This window comes from Paenibacillus sp. JNUCC 35 (assembly GCF_058269095.1).
Map to the genome: position 1 here is coordinate 2,016,073 of NZ_CM177771.1, position 22,727 is coordinate 2,038,799.

At 51.5% G+C, this 22,727-nt stretch carries 22 protein-coding genes and 4 tRNA genes; 20 read left to right on the forward strand and 6 right to left on the reverse strand.

The genetic code is table 11. The features are described 5' to 3' along the window. Positions 1-76 precede the first annotated feature (76 nt). The gene (pyrF, locus tag AC2TF6_RS09210; RefSeq protein WP_491310777.1) at positions 77-808 is read left to right on the forward strand and encodes an orotidine-5'-phosphate decarboxylase; all 732 of its coding nucleotides are present in this window, start codon (positions 77-79) and stop codon (positions 806-808) included. Positions 809-868: 60 nt separating this feature from the next. Then, positions 869-1,510, forward strand: a complete 642-nt coding sequence (gene pyrE / locus AC2TF6_RS09215) for an orotate phosphoribosyltransferase (protein WP_491310778.1) — start codon at positions 869-871, stop codon at positions 1,508-1,510. 398 nt (positions 1,511-1,908) lie between these two features. Here the strand turns inward: pyrE and AC2TF6_RS09220 are convergent, their stop codons facing one another. Together AC2TF6_RS09220 and AC2TF6_RS09225 are read right to left on the reverse strand one after the other, a co-directional pair. Next, positions 1,909-2,415 carry a GNAT family N-acetyltransferase gene (locus AC2TF6_RS09220; RefSeq protein WP_491310779.1) on the reverse strand — a complete coding sequence of 169 codons (507 nt, stop codon included), beginning with the start codon at positions 2,413-2,415 and terminating at the stop codon, positions 1,909-1,911. A 68-nt stretch (positions 2,416-2,483) separates the two neighbouring features. Then, positions 2,484-3,854, reverse strand: coding sequence for a dipeptidase (locus AC2TF6_RS09225; protein ID WP_491310780.1), 1,371 nt, complete (start codon positions 3,852-3,854; stop codon positions 2,484-2,486). 262 nt (positions 3,855-4,116) lie between these two features. Between AC2TF6_RS09225 and AC2TF6_RS09230 the strand changes: the two genes are divergently transcribed. The 4 genes from AC2TF6_RS09230 to AC2TF6_RS09245 all read left to right on the forward strand — a co-directional run bounded on the left by AC2TF6_RS09230 (position 4,117) and on the right by AC2TF6_RS09245 (position 12,748). Continuing rightward, positions 4,117-6,249, forward strand: coding sequence for a hypothetical protein (locus AC2TF6_RS09230; protein ID WP_491310781.1), 2,133 nt, complete (start codon positions 4,117-4,119; stop codon positions 6,247-6,249). Positions 6,250-6,523: 274 nt separating this feature from the next. After that, a complete protein-coding gene (locus tag AC2TF6_RS09235) occupies positions 6,524-9,631 on the forward strand; it encodes an efflux RND transporter permease subunit (RefSeq protein WP_491310782.1) in 3,108 nt (1,035 codons plus the stop codon). A 31-nt stretch (positions 9,632-9,662) separates the two neighbouring features. Then, positions 9,663-10,931 (forward strand): efflux RND transporter periplasmic adaptor subunit, encoded by a 1,269-nt coding sequence (locus AC2TF6_RS09240; RefSeq protein WP_491310783.1) that lies wholly within the window; start codon positions 9,663-9,665, stop codon positions 10,929-10,931. Positions 10,932-10,957: 26 nt separating this feature from the next. Next, positions 10,958-12,748 (forward strand): hypothetical protein, encoded by a 1,791-nt coding sequence (locus AC2TF6_RS09245; RefSeq protein WP_491310784.1) that lies wholly within the window; start codon positions 10,958-10,960, stop codon positions 12,746-12,748. Positions 12,749-12,871: 123 nt separating this feature from the next. On the opposite strand, the gene AC2TF6_RS09250 is transcribed toward AC2TF6_RS09245, so the two are convergent. Continuing rightward, entirely contained in the window at positions 12,872-13,384 is a 513-nt protein-coding gene (locus tag AC2TF6_RS09250) for a 2'-5' RNA ligase family protein (RefSeq protein ID WP_491310785.1), read from the reverse strand. Positions 13,385-13,548: 164 nt separating this feature from the next. Between AC2TF6_RS09250 and AC2TF6_RS09255 the strand changes: the two genes are divergently transcribed. From AC2TF6_RS09255 to AC2TF6_RS09280, 6 genes are all read left to right on the forward strand, one after another. Then, positions 13,549-14,085 (forward strand): phosphatidylglycerophosphatase A family protein, encoded by a 537-nt coding sequence (locus AC2TF6_RS09255; RefSeq protein WP_491310786.1) that lies wholly within the window; start codon positions 13,549-13,551, stop codon positions 14,083-14,085. A 121-nt stretch (positions 14,086-14,206) separates the two neighbouring features. Then, positions 14,207-14,374: a hypothetical protein gene (locus tag AC2TF6_RS09260; protein WP_317954947.1), complete on the forward strand. Its 168-nt coding sequence runs from the start codon at positions 14,207-14,209 to the stop codon at positions 14,372-14,374. Positions 14,375-14,448: 74 nt separating this feature from the next. Next, a tRNA-Met gene (locus AC2TF6_RS09265) sits at positions 14,449-14,522 on the forward strand. Between the two features lie 46 nt (positions 14,523-14,568). Further along, positions 14,569-14,642: transfer RNA gene (locus tag AC2TF6_RS09270), tRNA-Ile, on the forward strand. A 6-nt stretch (positions 14,643-14,648) separates the two neighbouring features. Then, positions 14,649-14,734 (forward strand) — tRNA-Leu (locus AC2TF6_RS09275). A 159-nt stretch (positions 14,735-14,893) separates the two neighbouring features. Further along, positions 14,894-15,835, forward strand: a complete 942-nt coding sequence (locus AC2TF6_RS09280; protein WP_491310787.1) for an alpha/beta fold hydrolase — start codon at positions 14,894-14,896, stop codon at positions 15,833-15,835. A 470-nt stretch (positions 15,836-16,305) separates the two neighbouring features. Here the strand turns inward: AC2TF6_RS09280 and AC2TF6_RS09285 are convergent, their stop codons facing one another. Then, positions 16,306-16,485, reverse strand: coding sequence for a hypothetical protein (locus AC2TF6_RS09285; protein WP_491310788.1), 180 nt, complete (start codon positions 16,483-16,485; stop codon positions 16,306-16,308). A 296-nt stretch (positions 16,486-16,781) separates the two neighbouring features. Between AC2TF6_RS09285 and AC2TF6_RS09290 the strand changes: the two genes are divergently transcribed. Then, on the forward strand, positions 16,782-17,054 hold the full coding sequence (locus tag AC2TF6_RS09290) for a hypothetical protein (RefSeq protein WP_491310789.1): 273 nt from the start codon (positions 16,782-16,784) through the stop codon (positions 17,052-17,054). A 5-nt stretch (positions 17,055-17,059) separates the two neighbouring features. Then, complete coding sequence (locus AC2TF6_RS09295) at positions 17,060-17,248, forward strand: helix-turn-helix domain-containing protein (RefSeq protein ID WP_491310790.1); 189 nt, start codon at positions 17,060-17,062, stop codon at positions 17,246-17,248. Positions 17,249-17,382: 134 nt separating this feature from the next. Here the strand turns inward: AC2TF6_RS09295 and AC2TF6_RS09300 are convergent. Next, a tRNA-Val gene (locus AC2TF6_RS09300) sits at positions 17,383-17,455 on the reverse strand. Positions 17,456-17,798: 343 nt separating this feature from the next. Here AC2TF6_RS09300 and AC2TF6_RS09305 point away from each other — a divergent pair. After that, positions 17,799-17,999 (forward strand): DUF4177 domain-containing protein, encoded by a 201-nt coding sequence (locus AC2TF6_RS09305; RefSeq protein ID WP_042232542.1) that lies wholly within the window; start codon positions 17,799-17,801, stop codon positions 17,997-17,999. A gap of 103 nt (positions 18,000-18,102) precedes the next feature. Here the strand turns inward: AC2TF6_RS09305 and AC2TF6_RS09310 are convergent, their stop codons facing one another. Beyond that, positions 18,103-18,300, reverse strand: coding sequence for a hypothetical protein (locus AC2TF6_RS09310; RefSeq protein WP_491310791.1), 198 nt, complete (start codon positions 18,298-18,300; stop codon positions 18,103-18,105). Between the two features lie 212 nt (positions 18,301-18,512). Here AC2TF6_RS09310 and AC2TF6_RS09315 point away from each other — a divergent pair, with 212 nt between their 5' ends. The 5 genes from AC2TF6_RS09315 (at position 18,513) to AC2TF6_RS09335 (ending at position 22,668) form a co-directional block, all read left to right on the forward strand. Beyond that, positions 18,513-18,761: a hypothetical protein gene (locus tag AC2TF6_RS09315; protein WP_491310792.1), complete on the forward strand. Its 249-nt coding sequence runs from the start codon at positions 18,513-18,515 to the stop codon at positions 18,759-18,761. Between the two features lie 203 nt (positions 18,762-18,964). Continuing rightward, positions 18,965-19,351, forward strand: a complete 387-nt coding sequence (locus AC2TF6_RS09320) for a VOC family protein (protein WP_491310793.1) — start codon at positions 18,965-18,967, stop codon at positions 19,349-19,351. A 281-nt stretch (positions 19,352-19,632) separates the two neighbouring features. After that, positions 19,633-21,123 (forward strand): glycerol kinase GlpK, encoded by a 1,491-nt coding sequence (gene glpK, locus AC2TF6_RS09325; protein ID WP_491310794.1) that lies wholly within the window; start codon positions 19,633-19,635, stop codon positions 21,121-21,123. Positions 21,124-21,373: 250 nt separating this feature from the next. Next, the gene (locus AC2TF6_RS09330) at positions 21,374-22,015 is read left to right on the forward strand and encodes a superoxide dismutase family protein (protein WP_491310795.1); all 642 of its coding nucleotides are present in this window, start codon (positions 21,374-21,376) and stop codon (positions 22,013-22,015) included. Positions 22,016-22,044: 29 nt separating this feature from the next. Further along, positions 22,045-22,668, forward strand: a complete 624-nt coding sequence (locus AC2TF6_RS09335) for a hypothetical protein (RefSeq protein WP_491310796.1) — start codon at positions 22,045-22,047, stop codon at positions 22,666-22,668. The last annotated feature ends 59 nt before the right edge of the window (positions 22,669-22,727 follow it).

Below are 22,727 nucleotides of genomic sequence, written 5' to 3' on the forward strand. Positions count from 1 at the left end.
TGCAAAGGCCGGGAGCGTAACATCCCCTCCTTATGAACGCAGGAATGAAACAAGCCATTTGAGAGGGGAATGCCGGATGGAAACCGCAAGAGCACAATCTGCCGGACGGATCATGGTAGCGCTCGATTTTGCGTCAGCAGCCGAAGCGGAGACGCTCATTCAGGAACTTCGGGGAATTCCGTGTTACATAAAAGTGGGGATGCAGCTGTTTTACGCAGCCGGGCCCCGTTTCGTAGCGCGTTTGAAGGACGAGGGCTACAACGTATTTCTGGATGTGAAAATGCATGATATCCCGAACACGGTTAAAGGCGGCTCCGAAAGCGTGACGCGCCTTGGAGTGGATATGTTCAACGTCCATGCTGCCGGAGGCATCAAGATGATGGAAGGCGCCCTGGAGGGTGTGGACAAGGCCCTTGGCGGAGGCGCAGCGAAGCGTCCGCAGATCATTGCGGTTACACAGCTGACCAGCACCAGTCAAGCGATGCTGAACGAAGAAATCGGCATTGCCGGCCGGGTGGAGGATGCAGTCGTCCGTTACGCGCGTCTGGCTCGCCAGGCGGGGCTGCAGGGCGTCGTCGCGTCACCGCTGGAAGTGACCGCCGTTAAGGAAGCGTGCGGCGCCGATTTTATCACGGTGACTCCGGGAATCCGGCCCGCGGGGGCTGCATTGGGCGACCAGAGCCGGGTCATGACGCCTGCCGAAGCTTTCGCGGCCGGAACCGATTATGTGGTAATCGGCCGTCCGATAACGGCCGCACCGGACCCGCGCCAGGCGCTGGAACAGATTTTGGATTCGCTGGAGAGCTAAGATAAGCCTCTCATTATATAAACGCAAAACTTTTATACAAGAGGAACGGAGTGATTGGATATGAACACAGCACAATCGACAGAACGTGAAATAGCGGCTTCCCTGCTTAAGATCGGAGCGGTAGCTTTGCGTCCGCACGAGCCTTTTACCTGGACATCCGGAATCAAATCGCCGATCTACTGCGATAACCGTCTGACAATGTCGCACCCCGAAATCCGCGATGCTATCGCAGAAGCGTTTGCGGCCAAAATCCGCTCGGAATACCCGCAGGCCGAAGTAGTCGCAGGCACGGCGACGGCAGGTATACCGCACGCGGCATGGGTAGCCCAGAAACTCGGGCTTCCGATGATTTACGTAAGGGACAAGGCCAAGGGCCACGGCAAGCAAAACCAGATCGAAGGCGCTCTGGCAGCAGGGCAGAAGGTCATCGTGATCGAAGACCTGATTTCGACAGGCGGAAGCTCCCTCAAAGCGGCTCTGGCCGTCAATGAAGCCGGGGGTCAGGCGCTGGGCGTACTGGCTATTTTCTCCTATCAGCTGGTCAAAGGCATTCAGGCGTTTGCCGAAGCCGGTATTCCGCTGGATACGCTGACGAACTATTCCAAGCTGCTTGAAGTAGCCGTGGAACAAGGGGCCATCGCTCAGGAAGATCTGGAGCTGCTCCGCTCCTGGCGCGAAGACCCGGCTTCCTACGGCGTGTGAAGCGGTAAGGCAGGCAGCGGGCAAGTCGGGACAGCGGATAGGGATAAACCGAGGTCCCGTGAGCATCTGCCGGCATAAAGCCGGAAGAAGGCCAGCATACGCCGCGGCGCTGACGGGGATCTGGGATAGGCGCTTCCTGAAGCAAAAGGAACTGTCCGCGGTGACCACCGTCATGCGACGATACGGCGCATGGCGAGCTGTTCGCGGTGTGAAACCTGATCCAAACAAATAGACCTCCATCCGCCGTATTACGGCGTTGGAGGTCTATTTGTTATGGGCCGGATCCTTGTGCACGGCTGCGGCCTGCTCCACCGGTAAGGCCCATCCGGTGGAGCGGTTTACCTGCGTCATACGATACCGCGCCGCGCGGGTACCCGCTCTGGTTTCTACTGCCGGTCTTAGCCTATGCGTTTGCCCATAATGATCAGATCCCGTTCGATTCCGTCCAGCTCAGCAATCCGCGGAAGCTCGGCCCATTTGGCAAAGCCGTAACGGTCGAAGAGAGCAAGGCTGTGGGCATTGTGACCGAAAATAAAGCCGAGTACGGTTTTAATGCCGAGCTCCGGACAGGCGGCGATGGCTTTCTCCAGGAGATAACGTCCCAGACCGCGGCCGCGGCACTCCCCATCAAGGTAAATGCTTACCTCGGCGGTGCCGTTATAGGCAGGACGGCCGTAGAAAGACTGGAAGCTCAGCCAGCCCCAGATCTTGCCGTCTTTTTCAAGCACCCAAATCGGGCGGGTTTCCGGATTGTGCTCGGCAAACCAGTTTTCCCGGCTCTGGACGGTCACCGGTTCAAGGTCGGCCGTAACCATTCTTCCCGGAATGGTTGAATTGTAAATGTGTACGATGGCGGGGAGATCCGCCGGTACAGCGTCTCTGAGCTTGTAAGTATCCTGCTGCATACCTGTTCCTCCGTTTTCGAGTGCGATGATTTAATTTTATCATGGTTAACGGAGTTAGGCCGCATTTTTTATCGATTGGCTAACTTTTCCCAGAAGCCGCAAACGGCCTGCAAGCCCTTGTCGAAGTTGTCCAAATCGAAATGCTCGTTGGGAGCATGGAGATTTTCGTCCGGAAGCCCGAAGCCCATCATGACGACCGGAGCCTGAAGCAGGCGTTCGAAAACGTCCACGATCGGGATAGAGCCGCCGCCACGGGTGAGCGCCGTTTTCTCTCCGTAGGCTTCTTCCAGCGCCGCCGAGGCAGCCACCATAACCGGATGGTCGGCAGGCGTCAGGAAAGGGTTGCCCTGCAGCACTCTTTTGACCGAAGCCTTCAAACCGGCCGGTGTGTGGGCCGCTACATGACGCTCGATCAGCTCGAAAATTTCATCCGGGCGCTGATCCGCAACGAGACGGCAGGCAATTTTGGCGGACGCGCGCGCCGGAACGATCGGTTTAATACCTTCACCGGCAAAACCGCCGCTTATTCCCGTTACCTCCAAAGTCGGCCGCGCCGTCGTACGTTCGGTGAACGTATACCCTTTCTCGCCGAAGAGCTCGGAGAGACCGAGGTCCTCCCGGATCTTCGTTTCATCCTGCGAGACGCGGGCCAGTTCGCCGCGTTCCTGTTCCGTCAGATGGATGACACGGTCGTAAAAGCCCTCTATCGAGACGCGGCCTTCTTGGTCGTGAAAGGAATCCAGTAGGCCTGCGAGCGCATGAACGGCATTCGGCACGCCGCCGCCGTACAAGCCGGAGTGGAGATCGTTTCTGGCCGCGAGCATTTCGATCTCGACTCCGGCGACTCCGCGAAGCCCGTAAAGCAGAGCGGGTTTGCCTTTCTCCAGCATGGGCGTATCGGAGATAACGATAGCGTCCGCTTTTAGCTTCTCCGCATGCTCTTTTACGAACGGGGCGAGGGAAGGGCTCGTAATTTCTTCCTCGCCTTCGAGAATAAATTTGATGTTCAACGGAAGGCTTCCGACCGCTTGAAGGAACGTTTCCGCCGCTTTGACGTGAATCCAGAGCTGAGCTTTATCGTCCGTCGCTCCACGCGCGTAAATTTTGCCGTCCCGGATGACGGGTTCGAACGGTTCCGAATGCCATTCGTTCAAGGGATCGGCAGGCTGGACGTCATAATGGCCGTAGACGAGGATGGTCGGTTTGCCGGGCGCATGAAGCCAGTCCCCGTACACAATGGGAAGTCCTGCCGTCGGCATGATCTCCACATTTTCCAGACCGGCATGGGTCAAGGCGCCGGACAGCCATTCCGCGCAGCGGTGAACGTCTTTCTTGTGCTCGGACAATGTGCTGATGCTCGGAATTCGGAGCAGCTCTTTCAGTTCTTCAAGATGGCGTTCTCTATGCCGGGACGCATAAGATTCGGTTTTGGCTTGCATGGTGACAGGACTCCTTTTTTGACAATGGGTTAAAAAAGCTTATCCTCATAACTTCCCCATTTTCGCTTAAAATCCTGCAAACTCTTTCAATAACGAAAGGAACCGCCGGAACTGAGGCAGGAAAAATAATTTTTTGGCCTAAAAAGAAACTTCCTGGAGATTCAATCGTCTTACTAAGTGGAAGCAGGATGGAAATCTTTTCATCCGCGTTTTGGCAACAGACTTTTCGGCTGTATTTAAATCATGGGTTGAGGTGGAAACTATGCGCAACAAAATGGCAGCACGTGCGACCGCACTGGCGCTGATTTTAACTTTAAGCACAGGAGGAGTGCTTGCGGCGACCCCCGCTGCGGCAGCTTCCGGACAACCGGCACTGGGTTCGGTGGCGGCAGGGGCTTCCGGTTCGTTCGAGCTTCAAAATATCCAGCTGCTGCCGGATCAGGACGGCAATATCGTCACGTTCACGGTCGGCGTCCATAATAAAAGCGCTGCCGATTTATCGCTCGTGGACTATTGGGTCCGGCTCAAAAGCAAAACAGGCCATACATATACGGTTCGATTGATGCCCCTGGACAAAGAAGTGAAGAAGATCGGAGCCAACTCTTCGGGCCAGGTATCTTACTACGCCAAAGTCGGCAGCGGCGAGAAGCTTCAGGATCTTCAGGTGCAGTTTATCAAATGGGATTTCAGCCAGCCAAACTCCGAGCGCATTCTCGGACAAGTATCCGTGCCGGCTTCTTACACGGGTGTGACGCCGACGGGACAAAATGCCGACTTCCAAGTGGGAAGCAGCGAACTGCGCGCCTCCACGGAGAAGTTTACAAACGGAAAGAACGAGAAATATTACTTGCCCGCGATAAGCCTGCAGCTTGAAAATATCGGGGCGGCGGCGGTTACCCTGCCGGAAGTCGCGTTTTCGGTTCGAACGCCCGAAGGACTTTTGTATCCGCTGGATGCGAAGAACGCCAAGGATTTGAAAATCAGCCCGAAGGAGACGAAAACCGTTCAGCTTTCGGGGGCTATTCCGCTTAAAGCCGGAGAGAAGGGCTGGGAGCTTGTCATCACCCGGATCCATCCGGAACTGAAGTTCAACACGCTGCTGGCGGCTTACCAGCTTCCGGCCGTCAGTAAACCTGCGGGCGGCGAGGCCGGCAAGGAAACGCAGTTTATGAACAAGTCGGGACTCTACACGGCCAAGCTGGGAGGCATTTACCGTCTTCCGTGGGAGGATCAGGATATTTTGACCGCCAACGTCACGTTGTCGAACAAAGGGGAACAGTCGCTTCCGATTCCGGATATGACGGCTTACTTCCTGCTGGATAATGCCGTGAAAGTGGAGGCTAAGCTGGTCCGTACGGGCAAAGTGATCGGCATCGATCCGGGCTCCTCTCTTTCTGTCGAGGCGCTCGGTAAAATCCCGTATACGTATGCGTTTAAGGAAGTCAAGCTGGTCATCCAGGAAAAAGAAAGCGACACGCAGGTGAACGATCTGCTGGAGCTTACCGCGAAACCCGATCTGCAGCAGCTGCCTTTTGTGGGATTAGGCGCGAAGTACGCCCGCGAAGAAATCGGCCGCAAAGCGCAGTATACGGTTGCCGAAATCAATTCCTATGAGGGCTTGAGCGGGAGCATCGTTTCGGCCGAACTGGAGATTGAAAATGCGGAGAAACGGTTTGCGCCCGTCACCGGTCTAGTCGCTCATTTTCAGATGAAGGACGGCACCGTATTCCCGGCTTCCGTATCGGATATCAAGAAAACGGTAGCGCCAGGGGGCAAAGCGAGACTGAACGTGTGGGCCGCACTGCCGAAAGGCACGGATATGGAGAATGTCCGGCTGCTTATCGGTGATTCCGTAACGCTGGAAACCGGGGAAGGCAAGCAGGGAGAGGGTCAGCAGACCGTAAAAACCGATGCTTACGTAAGGCCCGTAACGTTCGCGCTGCCCAAAGAGAAAAAGGATGTCAAAGACAAGCTGAAAGACATCACGCTGTTCCCGTACACGGTTTCCATGAGCCGGATCAATACGTCCATCAACAACGATGTGCTGACGCTGAAATTCGATTATGATATCCGCAAGCAGCTTCTGACCGAAACGGCGCCGGAAGGGCATAAGCTGGTTCTCGTATTTGAAGACTATAAAGGCAACAAATCGTTCGAGAAAGCGTATGAGCTGAAAAATTGGGAGCCGCGCGACGGCAAATCGGCCGAGCAGGTGACCGACAATGAGCTGAGGATCGGCAAGAAGGAGAATTTCACCATTCAGCTCCAGGATGCGGACCTGATCTTTAAGCAGCGTTTTCTCGATAAGTACCATCTCAGCGTGTATCATGAATTCCAGGGACAGCGCAAGCTGCTGGCCAAGCAAAGTATCGATTGGTTTACTTATTCGGACTAAATTATATCGATAATAGAGGGTTTTACAGCAAAAGTTCCATCTCCGGATGGAACTTTTTTCACATTTATCCGTAATTGTTGAAGTGGACACCTCTTTTTTGTCGTCAAAACGGTAGGAGGCAGCGTGAAGGGAAAAAGTGCAGAGAAATAAGTCATTGAAAAAAAATAAAGCCAGTTTATATTTTTTTAACCTTTACCGTTTATGATGGGGAAAGAATGGGTACAGCTGCCAATTTCAAGAGAGATTGTTCAATCGGTGCGGAGGAGTAGAGTGGATGAACAAAATGACTAGTTTTTCAATGAAAAACGTGGCGGCGCTTTTTATTATTATGCTGCTGGTATTTGCAGGCGGCATTTTCGCCACGACTAAACTGAAGGTGGAAAGCATGCCGGATATTTCGTTTCCGATGGTGGTCATTTCCACCCAGTACACGGCACCGCCTAAAGATGTGCTTGACCAGGTTACAAAGCCGCTGGAGAAAGCGGTCGCCGGTTTTGACGGCATCAAAAATTTATCGTCTACGTCGAGCGATAATTATTCACAAATTACGATCGAACTCGATCAGGACATCAAGCCTAAGAATGCCAAGCAGGATCTTGAGGCGCTGGTTTCGAACGTCAAGCTGCCGCAGCAGGCTGAGAAGCCTAAGGTGCTGACGGAAGGATTCTCATCCCAGCCGGTTTATTACTTGGGGGTATACGGCAACGACGGGATGAACCAGGCGGAGCTTGATAAAATTTACAAAGACACGATTCTGCCGGGCTTTAACACGATCAAAGGCATTGACCATGTCGACTCCGTCGGCAACCAGGAAGCGACTCTTTCCATTAAGCTCAATGAAAACACGATCAACAGCTATGGATTGACGCCGACGGATGTCTCGAACAGCATCCGGGCCGCCTTGTCCGCGAGTCCTGCAGGAACCGTTGAATTCAACGGTACGACCCAGATGGTGCGGGTGACGGGCCAGATCGACACGATTTACAGCCTTGACAACCTGACGCTGACAACACCGAAAGGCAGCGTGCTCCAGCTTAAGGATCTCGGCAAAATCGAAGCCATCAGCGAATCCCAGTTTATCACCCGTCTGGACGGCAAACCGGCCATCGGCGTGCAGCTGTACAAAACGAAGTCGGCAAACGCGGTAAACTTCGCGGACGAAGCCGACGCTTTGATGGCAAACTGGGAAAAAACCCTGCCGGGCGTGAAATTTAAATCCGTTTATAATTCGGCGGTGGAAATCAAAAAGTCGATCCACGGCATGGTGCAGGAAGGCGGCATGGGCGCCCTGCTTGCTTCGGTTATGATTTTGCTCTTCCTCAGAAATATTCGGATGACCCTCATCGTTTTGGTCTCGATTCCATTATCCATTCTAATTACGCTATTGATGATGGTGCCGCTTAATATTTCACTCAATATCATGACACTCGGCGGTATGGCTATTGCGGTCGGACGCGTCGTGGATGATAGTATCGTTGTCATCGAAAATATTTACAGCCAGCTACAGAAAGCCCAGGAACGCGGAGAATCTGTCATTAAGCTGGCGACCGCTCAAGTAGCCGCGGCAATTACCTCTTCGACGATTACAACCGTCGGCGTATTCGGTCCGATTGCATTCGTTAGCGGAGTTATCGGCGAAGTGTTCCGTCCATTCGCCCTTACGCTGGTCGTTGCGCTTCTATCTTCGCTTCTCGTGGCGCTAACCGTCATTCCGATGCTGGCGAAACTACTGGTGCTGAAAAGCAAAAAACTCGGCAACCACGACGAGAATCATGTCGGCAAATTTGCGCTTGTTTACAAAAGAGCATTGGAGTGGTCCCTGAACAACCGGATCAAGACACTCTTGTTCTCCGGAATTCTCTTCATAGCCTCGCTGGTGTTGATCGTACCGCAGCTTGCCGTATCGTACATGCCGGAGGATCAGTCGGCCCGGCAGATGATTTTCCAGATTAAGATGCCGAACGACACATCGATCGAGACGATGGATGAAAAGTCCAAGCAGCTCGAGCAGATGATGAGGGAAGCGAAAGACGCTTCGGGCAATCCGCAGTTTACATACAATGAGTCAATGGTGGGCTACGCATTCAGCAAGGATGTAACGCCGTACCGGACGATGATGTTTACCGAAGCGAACGAAAACAGCAACGCCGAGCAGGTCTTCAAAGCTTACAAAGAGAAAATCTTATATGAACTTCCCAAAGGCTCCGAGGTCGACGGTTCACTGATTTCCGCGAGCGCCGGCGGAAGCAGCACGGATTTCTCTTACTCCCTGAAAGGCGACGACATGCTGTATCTGAAGCAGGCGGCCGCCCAGGTTAAAGAGAAAATGAAAGAATTCCCCGATCTGTATGAAGTCAAGGACAGCCTCAGCGATTCCAAGACGGAAGTCGAAGTCACGGTCGACCAGAACAAAGCGCGTTTGTACGGACTGAGCTCCGCCCAGGTGCTTGAGATGGTTAACTCTTGGATCGGAGTCAGCAAACTCGGCGACTTGAAGTTTGATAACGTTACTTATGAGACCAAAGTGGAGCTTGATCCCCAGTATAAAAATTCGGTGAATAAAATCGGCACGTTCCTGCTGAAATCACCGACGGGTCAGACGGTCCAACTGAATGAAATCGCCAAGATCACGCAGATTGAGGCTCCTACAGCCATCACCCGTGAAAATCAGATCCAAACGCTGAAAGTAACAGCCAAGATCAAAAGTGCGGATAAAGGCGGAGTCAGCGGCAAGGTGGCTGCAGAATTGAATGCGCTGGAGCTTCCTGCCGGCGTAAGCCGTGAGGTCAAAGGGGTATCCGACGATATCGCTTCCGGGTTCTCGGAAATGTTTGCTGCCATGGGCGCGTCCATCTTTATCGTCTATCTAGTCATGGTTCTCGCATTCGGGAACGCCAGCGCTCCTTTTGCCATTCTGTTCTCGCTGCCGCTGGCGGTCATCGGCGGATTGTTCGGCCTCCTGGTCACGGGAGAATCGCTCAATATTACTTCTCTCATCGGATTCCTGATGCTGATCGGAATCGTCGTGACGAACGCGATCGTTCTGATCGACCGGGTACAGCAGCTGCGCGATCAGGGAGTTGGGGTCAGAGAATCCCTTATCAGTGCGGGGTTGACTCGTCTTCGTCCCATCATTATGACCGCGGGAGCGACTGTGTTTGCGCTTATGCCGCTTGCGCTCGGTATGTCCAAGGGGACCATTATTTCCAAAGGATTGGCGGTCGTCGTTATCGGCGGGCTTGTCACTTCTACAGTACTTACGCTAGTTGTCGTACCTATCATTTATGAATTGATTGAATCCTTTAAACGCAGAAGTTCGAACGCGTTCCACCGTAAACCAAAGAAAAATAAGGTGGATACGGTCCCTGCGGCAAAATCCTGAGTCAAGCAAAGAGAAGAGGAGAGTACAACTGATGAAACGTCCTTTAGCTACGATCGTAAAGCAGAGCACGAAACTGGTAGGCATTGTCGCCCTCACTACGGCCTTGGCCGTCGGCTGTTCGAACAAACCGCTGGCTGGTCCGCAGGACACTGCACAGGGCCAGGAATCTCAGATTAAGACCGTAAAAACCGTCAAGGTGACGAAAGAAAAAATATCGGACCCGCTTGAGCAGGTTGCCAATGTCATCTCTTCCGTTCAATTGGAAGTTATTTCGAAAACAGGCGGCGACGTTCAGCAGGTCTACAAAAAGAGAGGCGACATGGTCAAAAAGGGAGAGCTTCTGTTCCGCATTGATCCATCCGATCTGCAGCTGCAGAAGGAACAGGGACAGCTCGGCATCAAGAGCGCCCAGGCCCAGTTGAAGCAGGCTAAGGAAGAGCTGGCCAACGCGAAGACGGACCTCGATAACAACATCGTAAAAGCGGAGCAGGGAATCCGGGATGCGGAGAAGAATTTTAATAAAATCCGTAACGATTATGATGAGGGCACCGTAACGAAGATCCAGCTGGAGCAGGAGGAAACAAAGTTCAACAGCCTTAAGCTTGATCTGAGCACTCTGAAGCAGAAGCGCAAAACGCTGGACAATACGGATTCGCTCGCCGCCGCTCAAGTAGCGATCGAAACGTCCGGCCTGTCTGTCAAGAAAGCGGAACGCGATCTGGGAAATACGGAGGTGAAGGCACCTGTAAGCGGAGTGCTCACGGACTTCCCGGTTGAGGCGGGGATGACGGTCGGGCAGGGATTCAAAGCCGGAGTCATCCAGCAGCTGAATCCGATCCTGATCAAGGCCGATTTGACGGAAGAAGCCGTTAATCTGGTGCGCGACAAGAAAGAACTGAATTTCTATGTGCCGGGCACGACGGAATTAACGAAAGCGCCGATTAAATATATTTCCGATGTGCTGGATTCACAGACGAAAGCTTACACGCTGGAGCTGGAAGTTTCAAACGCCGACCAAAAGCTGAAGCCCGGACAGAAAGTTCAGATTCAGCTGACCGATGAGGCGGAGCAGACAGTGGCGGCTATCCCGACGCTTAGTATCGTGAGAGAAGGCAGCGACTCATTTGTCTTCGTTCTGAACGGGGATACCGTTGAGAAACGCAAAATCCAGCTCGGCCGTTTGAAGGAAACGATGCAGGAAGTGATTTCCGGCGTAAGCGAAAACGAGCAGATCGTCATTTCCGGTCAGCATCAGCTGAAAGATAAAGAAAAAGTCACGACAGCAGCCGCAGCTAACTAACAAAGGAACACATGGAGGAGAATACCGTGAAGAGCCAATGGAAAACTACCGTATCGTCCGTCTTTCTGTCTGCCGCTCTGCTCGCAAGCGCCGTTCCGGCACTTGCGGCAGAACCGGGGAAGCCAGCACCCGCACAAGCATCGGCTTTAGCGCCGACCGCTTATAAATTAACGAACTATCTGCAAGTCGAAATGAAAAGTGTCTTAAACGAAAAAACAACGGACGGAACCCGTCTGGGTGCCGTTGTCCGCATGAAAAACACCAGTTCGAAAGTTGTACGCGTACCCGAGTACGAAGTGCGCATGAAAACGAAAGACGGTGTGGAACTCCGCTTGCAGGCAAGTCTGGGAAGCCCACGCTCCATTCAGCCCAAATCCCAGGTTGAGCTTAGCTACCTGGCGACGGTTGACAGCGGAGAAGGCGTAGAACTGAGCGAGCTTCGCTGGGTAGACATCGATGTTTACGTGTATCCGAAAAAAGAAACGCTTCAGCTCAGCGTTCCCGTGAGCGATCTGGTATGGAACGGAACGGAAACGTCCGAAATTCCTTCCGCTTCCGTGAAGAAATGGGGAGAAGCCTTCACCATTCCGTCTTTGCAGACGCCATTGGAATTCAAAACAACGAGTATCAGCCGTGATACGGTCGGAACGAAAACGAACTCGGTCGTTCAGATGCTCGTAACGAACCCGTCGGCCAAGCGCCAAGCCCTTCCGAACATTGCTCTGGAAGGCAAAAGCGGCCTCCAGACTTACGACAGCAACCCATCTGACGCCACGCTAACTCTGGAACCGGGCGAAAAGAAGTACATTCACTTTGTTATACCTACGGAACTGAACACAGAACTGCAATCTTTAAATGTGGTCACCGCAGAGAAATACATTGACGCGCAGGAGAAGCCAGTCATGTACAGCGTAGGCCGCGTTCATATTATGTTGCCGGCCAAGCAGGCCGATGCCCTGCCGGTTCATGGAGCTTATGCTTTCGGTGACGCCATGAAGATGGATCCGCTCAACGAGCTGGTTCACCCGAATATGGATGTTTCCCTCGTGGAGCTCCACATGCAGCAAAATGAGGACGACGCTTTTAATACCGCTATCGCCAAATTTAAGCTGACGAACAAATCCGGCGGTCCGCTTAACGTGCCTGCGTTTGCGACTGACCTCGTCAGCAGCGACGGCTACACGTATAACGGCAACAGACAAGGAACAACGACTCTGCGCGTGCTTCCGAACGCCTCCTATGTCGTAACTTACTCTTACATTCTTCCGGCTTCCGAGACGGGAGAAGGACTGAAGCTTGCCTTGTATGAAACTCACGGAGCATCCGGGGCCAAGTCTCAAGACACGAAGGCGCAAGAGGCGCCGGCGAGTGCTGCAGACACCGGTGCATCGTATAAATCTCTTCTGACGGCCTACAGCGTCAAACTTCAGCCGCAACCGGAATCGAAGAATGAACTGAAACTGTATCCTTTGACGGTGAAAGTGAATAATTGGGAAATTTCGGCGATGTTTAATCAACAGCAGAACTACAATTACCGCTTAAAACTTTTATTGGATATCGAACAGGAGAAAGACGTCCTTCTTGACCGTACGTTCTCCCAACTGCAATTTGATATGTATGATAACGGTGGCACTCTTATCAATTCGGTCAAAAGCCCGTTCGTAGGGGAAAATAAACTGCAAAAAGGCGCCAATGTCATTAATTTTAATGCGGATTCCATGCAATTGGATTTCCCTGTTACCGTCAAAGTCTATGAATCCTTCGTCAATGATAAAGGCGAGACGGCGAAGCGTCTTCTGACTACGTTTAAACAGTAGTTGAAGAGCTCGGCAACTGCTTCAGACGGAGCCGCGCGAGTCATGGCGGCTCTTTCCGCCGCACATCACCTAAAAAAGGCCTTTCCGGTTAAACCGGAAGGCCTTTTTTTATTGAAGCGTTCGTTACCCTTGGAGCGGGAATGAGCGGATAACGGACCATTCGCCGTTTTCCTGTTTTCCGAGCAGTTGAATACTGTCCGCATTGAAGGAAAAATCCACCGGCGTGTTTTTTACACTGGCCAGTACGTCGTGCAGCTCATCGGCTCCCAATTTCTGTCCGATGGTCAGATGGGGATGATAGTTGTAAGCTTTTTCCGTATCCACGAGAGGACCCGTACAAAGCTTGTCGTGAAGATCGATGACCGGTTCCGCTTGTTCCAGTGCCAGGTAGATAACGTTGTTAACCGGAAAATAAGAACTGAACCGGTTGAACGTAAGCTGGAATGGAGACACGGTGCGGCTCAGATCTTCCAAATGACGGATGGCAGCCTGAAGCTGCTCTTCGGTCCATTCTTCTTTTTCACGAACCGTAATGTGGGGCGAAATCACCCTATAATAAGGATCGAACCTTTTTCTATAACTGTTGGCAAATTCCTTAATCTCTGCGGATGGAAGAATGGCGATGCCGTACATCATATGGAATCCCTCCCTAAATTATGGTCGACTAGTTCTTATTATACCGTGTTTGTATCCCGCTCACAATTTCATTTTAAAACGATTCATTGTCCGCGTACGCCCATACCCGAAAATGTGTGAAGTCATATACTGAACATATCGTGGAAGTTTAAGGGGAGAAGACCGTGAAACGACAAGTTCACAGCCGGGAAATTAAAAAGGTCGTTATGCAAAGGCTGGCAGACCGGGGGGCGAGTCTGGAAGACATCGCAGAGATCGTATACGCCATGCAGGCGCCCTATCATCCCGGTTTATCGATGGATACGTGCATGCAGTCCATTCAGGCCGTATTGGGCAAAAGAGAGCTTCAGCACGCGATTCTGGTGGGAACCGAGCTGGATATGCTGGCCGAGCAGAAAAAGCTTACAGAGCCGCTCCAAACCATTCTGGACACGGATGAGAGTTTATTCGGATGCGACGAAACGCTTGCGATCGGTTCCGTTTTCGGCTACGGCAGCATTGCCATCACGACATTCGGTTATCTGGACAAGGAAAAACCCGGATTGATCAAACGGCTGGATACGAAGACCGGCGGCGCCGTGCATACCTTCCTGGACGATCTTGTAGCCGCCATAGCCTCGGCCGCATCGGGAAGAATCGCCCATAGAAGCAGGGATGAACTAGAACGGGGAGTACCCGATGAAGATAACGAATATGTATAAATTGCGCATCTCGATGCTTTTTTATGAAAAATTCCGCTGACCGTGTTGGCCTACAAATAAGCGAATGTCTTTTTGGATATGCTATTTCTAGGCCAATAACATCATCAACGGAGTGAGGACCATGCAGTGGGTATATTGGGTAAAGCTGTACGACAGTAAGTTTCAGGCAGGTGTCCTTGCCAAGCGGATGGAGGAGGACTGGTGGATTTACGGCTACGAATGCCCGTCCGAAGTTGAAGTCTTCAAATCCAAAAAAGGACGTTTCGGTGTCCGTTACTCGATTTATTAAAAAAAAGTGTTGACTTAACCGTACTTTGTATTGTATATTTATTTTTGTCGCTATACGACATTGCTAGTTACTGACGCGGGGTGGAGCAGCCCGGTAGCTCGTCGGGCTCATAACCCGAAGGCCGCAGGTTCAAATCCTGCCCCCGCAATTAATCAAATTTTTTTTGCCTGTTTTTAGCCATACATAACATATCCGGGCCCTTAGCTCAGTTGGTTAGAGCGGTCGGCTCATAACCGATTGGTCGGGGGTTCGAGTCCCTCAGGGCCCATTGTAAGCCGGAGTGGCGGAATTGGCAGACGCACAGGACTTAAAATCCTGCGGTAGGTGACTATCGTACCGGTTCGAGTCCGGTCTTCGGCATCTAGGCAACAACGAGGTAATAAACAGAAAACTCCCTTCTTTCACTTATGCGCACCGCAGAATGAGACAAGGGAGTTTTTTGCAGTTATTTTTTCCTGTTAAGAAATGCCTGTAAAACGGGTAAGGGTATATTAAAACAATAAGCGGGGAGGCGTTACCATGGCGATACCGTTTGAGATCGTAATGGATCAAAGCAATGTCATTCGTGGAGATTTTTATCCGGCGTCTTCTATAGCAAGGGGCGTTCTCATTGTCTCGCACGGTTTTAAGGGATTTAAGAACTGGGGAATGTTCCCTTACGCGGCGGCGAAACTGGCCCGGGATGTGGATGTCATTACTTTTGATTTTACACATAACGGAGTGGGAGAAGACGGGCAGTCATTCAGCGAACTGGAGAAATTTGCGAAGAATACGTACAGCTGCGAATTGGACGATTTGTCGACCTTGATCTCTGTGCTGACGGACGAGTGGGACTTTAAAAACAAGCTACTGAAATCGGATCGCTTGAAACCCGTTGTTTTTTATCCTCATCACAGCAGGGGGATCAATCTTTCGAACGAGGAGCATCAGCATAGGGGCTCCGCCAACCCGGTCAATAAGCTTCCGGTCTTTTTGCTCGGTCACAGCCGCGGAGCGGGCGTAAGTCTGATCTACGCGCTGGATCATCCCACAGAGATTGCGGGAGTCGTCAGCTGGAACGGAATTACGCAGGTGGACATTTTCGACGAAGCCTGCAAAGAGCAGATGCGCAGTGAAGGACGCGCCTATATCGCGAATGCGAGGACCAAGCAGCAGATGCCGCTCGATAAGGTCATCCTGGACGATCTGGAGGCCCGCAAGGAGGACTTCAACATCCTGGAACGGATGCGGGGGGCGGCGTTTCCGGTTGTGCTCATACAGGGCGAGGAAGATCACGCCAACTTGAGGGCAGGCTCGGAAAAGCTCGTTGAGAACCAGCCGAAAGTCCAGTGGATCCAAATTCCCGGTGCTAACCATACGTTCAATACGGTCCATCCGTTTGCGGGTACTTCCGCGGAGCTGGAGCAGGCTATTGAACACACGCTGCAATTTTTAAAAAGCAGAGTGGTGCCGACAGAGTAAACCGAAAGTTCACAGGTCCCGGAAGGGACCTTTTTTAATTCAGGGATAGGGTGTAGCGGTGTGGCTTGTTGTGCGTTTAAACAGCGAAAGACCCTTACAGGGTAGGGGGTTTTCTAGTATGACCTGAGTCGGGTTCGAACCGACGACCCCCATCCTGTCAAGATAGAGGAATGTTCATGGATTTTATTTCCTGCGTATCTACATTTGTTTCGTTTGCACTCGGGGCCGTGGCCATCTTTATTTCTGTAAGGGAGGCAACTAAGACAGATGATGTTAAGGCTGAGATGAATATAGTCTTAGGAGAACTAAGAGAACGAAAGTCAAATGTAACATTAACATGATGAAATAACAGGAATAGCCCCTACTGCGAGACAAACAGTAGGGGCTTCTTATAGTAGAAAATTTAATTGTTGAGTGTATAAGACCTTCAATGAATATTGACGAACTTGGGATGACAGACTGAGTTTTCCTCAGTCCATCGTATCAAAGACGGCATTCATAAAGTAGGCGACCTCTAGTTCTGCCCCAGCAGCATCGAAACCAATAAATATTAAAAAGCTTTTGTATCGATTATAAATATCTGGATCATCGTCAGCACGACGATGCTGGCGGTCATAGATCAAAAAATTATTAGTCATATTACTATACATGATTATCACCTCCGATTTTATTATATAAAACAGAATTTAGTATGTATAGCTAAATATTTCAAGTTTACGTCTCAAGACTATCAACTCCTCTCTTAGTGGATTAGCAATACAATATAGGAGGGTTGATTGACTTGTGACGCTTGTACTAAAAAAACCGAAAGGACTTAGTGTGAAAGTAAATAAGTTAGGCTTTGACATCCATTACAGCCAGCTATACCGAGCGTTTTCATGGCCCGACTAATCAGACAAGCGACCAGACGGCCAGCATTGCCGTGTACAATACGGATATGGTCAACATGAGAAAAGACTACTGCAATCGTATCGAGCAAGCTGTTAAACGGTTGCCGTGGCTGGAGCAACACCTGATTGAGTGCCGGTATACGGGTACAGATAGCGACTATATTACGGATTACAATGTTTATAATGAGCAGCTAAACCCATCAATGAGTGAAACGCGGTATAGTTCCATTAGAGGAAGAGCCTTTTATAAAATTGCTATTTATCTGATCGATTCAAAGGTTATTAAGCCGGAGGCTGTTTTTGTAGATAGTGATTCTATAGGAGGCTAATATACATGAGGGTAATAAACTGGGATGAAGTTCCCTGGACTATTAAACCAAAGGATGTAAAAGCGATTCTTGAAATTGGAGAGAAACAAACATATGAATTTTTGAATCAATCGCCTCCACCGTTCCATATGGTTAGGGTGGGAAGAAAGATTAAAATATCAAAGTACGTTTTCAGGCGGTGGTTCGAAGGATAAGAGGCTGTTGAACGATTCGAAAATTGGTCCAAAATTCAAAAGTATCCCAATTCAGCATTTTCGGCTTGGTATGGCTAAAAGTAAACACCCCGTAAACGGCGAAAAACCCTTACAAAGTAAGGGTTTTTCTAGTATGACCTGAGCCGGGCTCGAACCGACGACCCCCACCCTGTCAAGATGGTGCTCTCCCAGCTGAGCTATCAAGTCATGTTTGTAAAATCTTCAGTTTTCTTAGTGACAAGTAGTATAATATCAAGAATTTAAAACACTGTCAACAATTTTTTATAAAACAGTTATATATAATAAGCTTATGGAAAAAGACAAACGACTGCAGGGGACGTTATGAACGCATTAGACGGTTATTTGCATCACGCCTGCATGTACGGGAAGACGCAAGCTTTCCGTACATGCAGGCGGTAGGGGGGCTCTCCGGTCAGGGGAATTCGTATTTGACAGGCATGAAGTGTTTCCTGAACTTTCAGGTTCTTTTATAATCAGAGAAGGGCGGTCAAGATGCGGCCCGATTTACAAAGAGAAGGGAAGAAAGAGGATGGAACGCTGGGAATACCAGACGCTAAAATTTTTTACAAAAGGTTTTTTTGTGGGCGGAAAATTAGACCTTGACGAATTTGATCAGGACCTGAACGAAATGGGGGCTCAAGGCTGGGAATTGATTTCCTGTTTTGACACAAGCCAGCATCAAGGTTCTTCCAAAGAAGTGATCTGTGTATTTAAAAGAAAGCTATTCTAACCTGCTCATACGTTTATCTCCAAAAAGCCCTCCTGCCGCTTTAAAACGGTCGTGGAGGGCTTTTTTCAAAAACGTGAGGACAGTCAGCCGGGAGCTCGGCCGGTTAACGCTTGTCCGCCGGTTTGTCGGGGGAAGGATCAGTCGGATGCTCGCCGGAAAGATTGTCCATAATCTCCTCCACGATATCGCTCACGGGATCGGTTGCGGCTTTGTCCTCACGGTCCGGAGGGGTGTTGATGCCGCCCGCTGTATTCGAAGTTTCATTATATATGCTGACATCATCGTTTGATCGCTTGTCCATGTAAGAAAACTCCCTTCGCTATAAAATGAACGTACGGTTCTTCACCGTGACAAGCCGGGTAACCGGTTTCGTCTCTTTAAGTTAACCGTTCCGAAGCTAATTTAAACCGACTTGAATTAATTATCTAAATTTTCAGATAATTTTATTGCAATAAGCGGATTGGTATTTTATAATGAAAACAGAAGAAAGAACAAGAGAAAGGGTGAAAAATTATGATAATGCTAGTCTGGTTCGCCGTAATCGTCTTTATTGTCCTTAAATTGGCCACAAGCGTTTATAATCCGCCTAAGAAGCGTAAAAACAAGCATCACTATTCCGATTCCGGCAGCAGCGGTTACACGGATTCCAGTTGGAGTTTCTGGGGGGGCGGTTCCGATTCCAGTACCGATTGCGACAGCGGGAGCGGAGGAGGCAGCGATTGTTCCGGAGGAGGAGACGGGGGAGGCGGCGGTGGCGATTGAAGCGCACCGGGCGCTTTTTTTAATGTTTACGGACTTTTAACGATAAATCAAATAGCTCATGATGGAATCCGCTTAAAGAAGAAGCGGTTTTTTGCGCTGCGTAAAAATAACTAAGAAAATCAGGAGGAAAACTTGCTTCGTCTATTGTTTTGTCCCAAAATAAGGACAGAAAGAAGTTTATCATACCGAGAGGGGCAGAAGAGATGGCGGTTACAAAATTGGAACACGTGGGTGTAATGGTTACCGATATGGAAAAGTCGATTTCATTTTACGAATCCGTCGTAGGATTGAAGCTGAAAGATACTGTGACCAACGGGGCGATGAAGCTGGCGTTCCTTGGCATCGACGTAAAAGGCGAAACGGAAGTCGAGTTAATCGAAGGGTACGGCGGAAGCTTAACCGAAGAGGGCCGGGTTCATCATCTGGCTTTTACGGTTGACGATATCGTAGCGGAATTTGACCGGGTCCGCAAGACGGATGTCGTGATGATCGATACGGAAATTACAACGCTGCCGAACGGATCGCGTTATTTCTTTTTTCACGGGCCGGACGGCGAGTGGGTAGAATTTTTTCAAAGCACGAGAGCCTGATTTTCCATGCCTGGCCTAATTTAGTCACGGCGTTTTAAGAAAATCCGGAGAGTCGACCGGATGTTGACAGCGTTTTTATTCCGCGTTATGCTACAAGAAAGTTAATAGCTGTGACGGAGACTATGGAGATTCATACGAAGCATCGGATGTTGCAATCCGGTTGGTTTGTCGTGGATCTCTTTTTTTGCGGCCTATGGCCGGAGGTCTCCGCAGCTTTGCGAATGATGCGGCCGAAGGCCGACAAAAGGCTGTTCCGGCAGCCGGTAGGGAGGATCGGACTTATGTCATCCTATATTATGTCCATCGATCAGGGAACCACAAGTTCACGGGCGATTCTGTTTAATCACGAAGGTCAAATTGTCCATGCCGCCCAGCAGGAATTCCCCCAGTATTTCCCGAAACCGGGATGGGTCGAGCATAACGCCAACGAAATTTGGGCTTCGGTTCTGGCCGTCGTTGCAACCTGTCTGATCGAATCCGGAGTAAAGCCGGAGCAGGTGGCGGGCATCGGCATCACCAACCAGCGCGAAACCGCCGTCGTCTGGGACAAAAGAACGGGCGAGCCCGTGTATAATGCCATCGTCTGGCAGTCCAGACAAACCCAGCAAATCTGCGACGAACTCAAGCAGCGGGGACTGGAGGAGAAATTCCGCGATAAAACGGGACTCCTGCTGGACGCTTATTTTTCCGGGACCAAGGTGAAATGGATTCTCGACCATGTGGAAGGTGCCAGAGAGAAGGCGGAACGCGGAGAGCTGCTTTTCGGTACCATCGATACGTGGCTCATCTGGAGGCTGACGGTGGGAGAAGCTCACGTAACGGATTATACCAACGCATCGCGGACTCTGATGTTTAACATCCACGAGTTGCGTTGGGACGAAGAGCTGCTGGAGCTGCTGACGATTCCGGCGAGCATGCTGCCCGAAGTCCGTTCCTCCTCCGAAGTATACGCGCATACGAGCGAATCCCATTTCTTCGGCGCGAAAGTGCCGGTAGCGGGCGTCGCCGGTGACCAGCAGGCGGCTTTGTTCGGGCAGGCCTGTTTTGACAAAGGCATGGCCAAAAATACATACGGCACCGGCTGTTTTATGCTCATGAATACCGGAGAGCAGGCCGTTACATCCAGCCACGGGCTGCTGACGACGATTGCCTGGGGATTGGACGGCAAAGTTCAGTATGCCCTCGAAGGGAGCATCTTCGTTGCCGGCTCGGCCATCCAGTGGCTCCGTGACGGGCTGCGAATGATCAAGACGGCCAAAGACACCGAAACGTACGCGTCGCGCGTAGAATCGACGGACGGCGTTTACGTGGTCCCTGCTTTCGTGGGGCTGGGAACTCCCTATTGGGACAGCGATGTGAAAGGAGCCGTTTTCGGGCTGACGCGCGGCACGACCAAGGAACATTTTATCCGGGCGACTCTGGAAGCGCTCGCCTATCAGACGAAGGATGTGCTCGCGGCGATGGAGGCGGACGCCCATACGAAGCTGAAGAAGCTGCGCGTGGACGGCGGGGCCGTGTCCAACGACTTCCTGCTTCAGTTCCAGAGCGACATGCTGGGCGTGCCGGTCGAAAGGCCGCTTATCAATGAAACGACCGCGCTCGGAGCCGCTTACTTGGCGGGCCTGGCCGTCGGGTACTGGAAAGACTGCGCCGAAATCGCCGCGCAGTGGTCGGTCGGCGGCACGTTTGAACCGGAAATGCCGGCGCAGCGCAGCGGACAGCTGTACAGCGGCTGGCAGAAAGCGGTGCATGCCGCCATGGCTTTTAAATAAATTCCCGGTCTTGCGTTCTTCTTACTCCCTACAATAGGTCCTCCGGAGGTTGCGTCAGAATATCCGACACCGGAGAGACCTATTTGTGCTGCCCCGGAAAAGCCGGCGAGCTTCCGAACAAGGACGAATTTCCCGTTTTTTACCAGCGGGGTTTGACTCGGAAGACAAACCGGGTAAGAAAAAGGAAACTGCCGCGTTTAGGCAGAGACATGTTGGCATATCCTAAATTATCGGATCAGGAGGTTTCATAATGCGAAAACCAATTCTGTCCCTGCTGCTCTCTGCAGCCGCCGCAGCGGCGATGACCGGTTGCGGCAGCGGCAACAACAAAAACGCGGGCCCGAACTCCACTATTACCCCGGAAGCCCTGCCTACCGCCGCCACAGCGCCTTCCGCTTCGCCGGGCGCAACACCGTCCGGTACGCCGTCGTCCTCGTCCGGAGTCGAGATTGAGCTTAAGAACGGAGAGGGAAGCGTGGTAGGCACAGCACGGTTTACCCAAGAGAACAAAGGGGTCCGTGTCCAGGTTCAGGCTCCGAAACTTGCTCCCGGAGAACATGGCATCCATGTTCATGAAAGCGGCGTCTGCGCCGGGCCGGATTTCAAGTCGGCAGGGGGACACTTTAACCCGAACTCCAAAATGCACGGGATGGAAAATCCCCAGGGGCCTCATGTGGGAGACCTGCCGAATCTGAAAGCGGAGGCAAACGGAGAAGCGAAGCTGGATACGGTGTCGGAAGCTTTTACTCTGGAGAAGGACAAGCCGAATTCGTTGTTGAAGCAGGGAGGAACATCGCTGGTCATCCATGAAAAGCAGGATGATATGAAGTCCGATCCGGCCGGGAATTCGGGTAACCGCATCGCGTGCGGCACGATATCCGAAGGCAAATAGGCGATTAAGCTGGATGGAGGCAAGCAAGCATGATCAAGACCCAGGAACTTAAGCAGCAGATGGACGATCTGTCCAAGCAGAACGATATGCTTCTTGTGGAGTTTGAACAATTAAAAAAAATGATTATGAGCGGCGGATCTCAAAACTCCGGCGATAGCTCGGGCGGTTCGGGCAGTTCGGGCGGCGGCCAGTATGAATCGGGCCAAAGTACGGACAACGGGCAGCAGCAAAATCAGGATCAAAACCAGAATCAAGATCAATCGGGAACCGGAGGCAGCCAGTCCGCCAGACGCAGCGCTTCTTCCGGTAAAAGGCAGCAGTCCCAGGACGGCCAAAACCAGCAGGATTCTTCGTCCGGCGGCGCAAATCAGCAAGCCCGAGGCTCTTCCCAGCAGCAAAACGGGAGCTCCGGCAATAACGGAAGTTCTGCCGCCGTTTCGGACATGGCGGACGATCTTTACGTCATCAAAAACATGGTCGAACAGTTGGAGAGAAAGACGTCCCAATACGTTTCCGAGCAGACGAACCAGTCCTTGACGGAGAAGGATGTCGTTAATCTGGTCTTGTATCTGATGAACGGCATGATCGACTGGACCAGTGAATTTGTGGGAAAAAACCAGTCCTCATCGGGTTCGTCGGGGCCGGTGCAATAGTGTGAAAGCCGTGAGAACGGCTTTTTTTCTTGCCAGAAAACTGGGAAATTCATTGATTC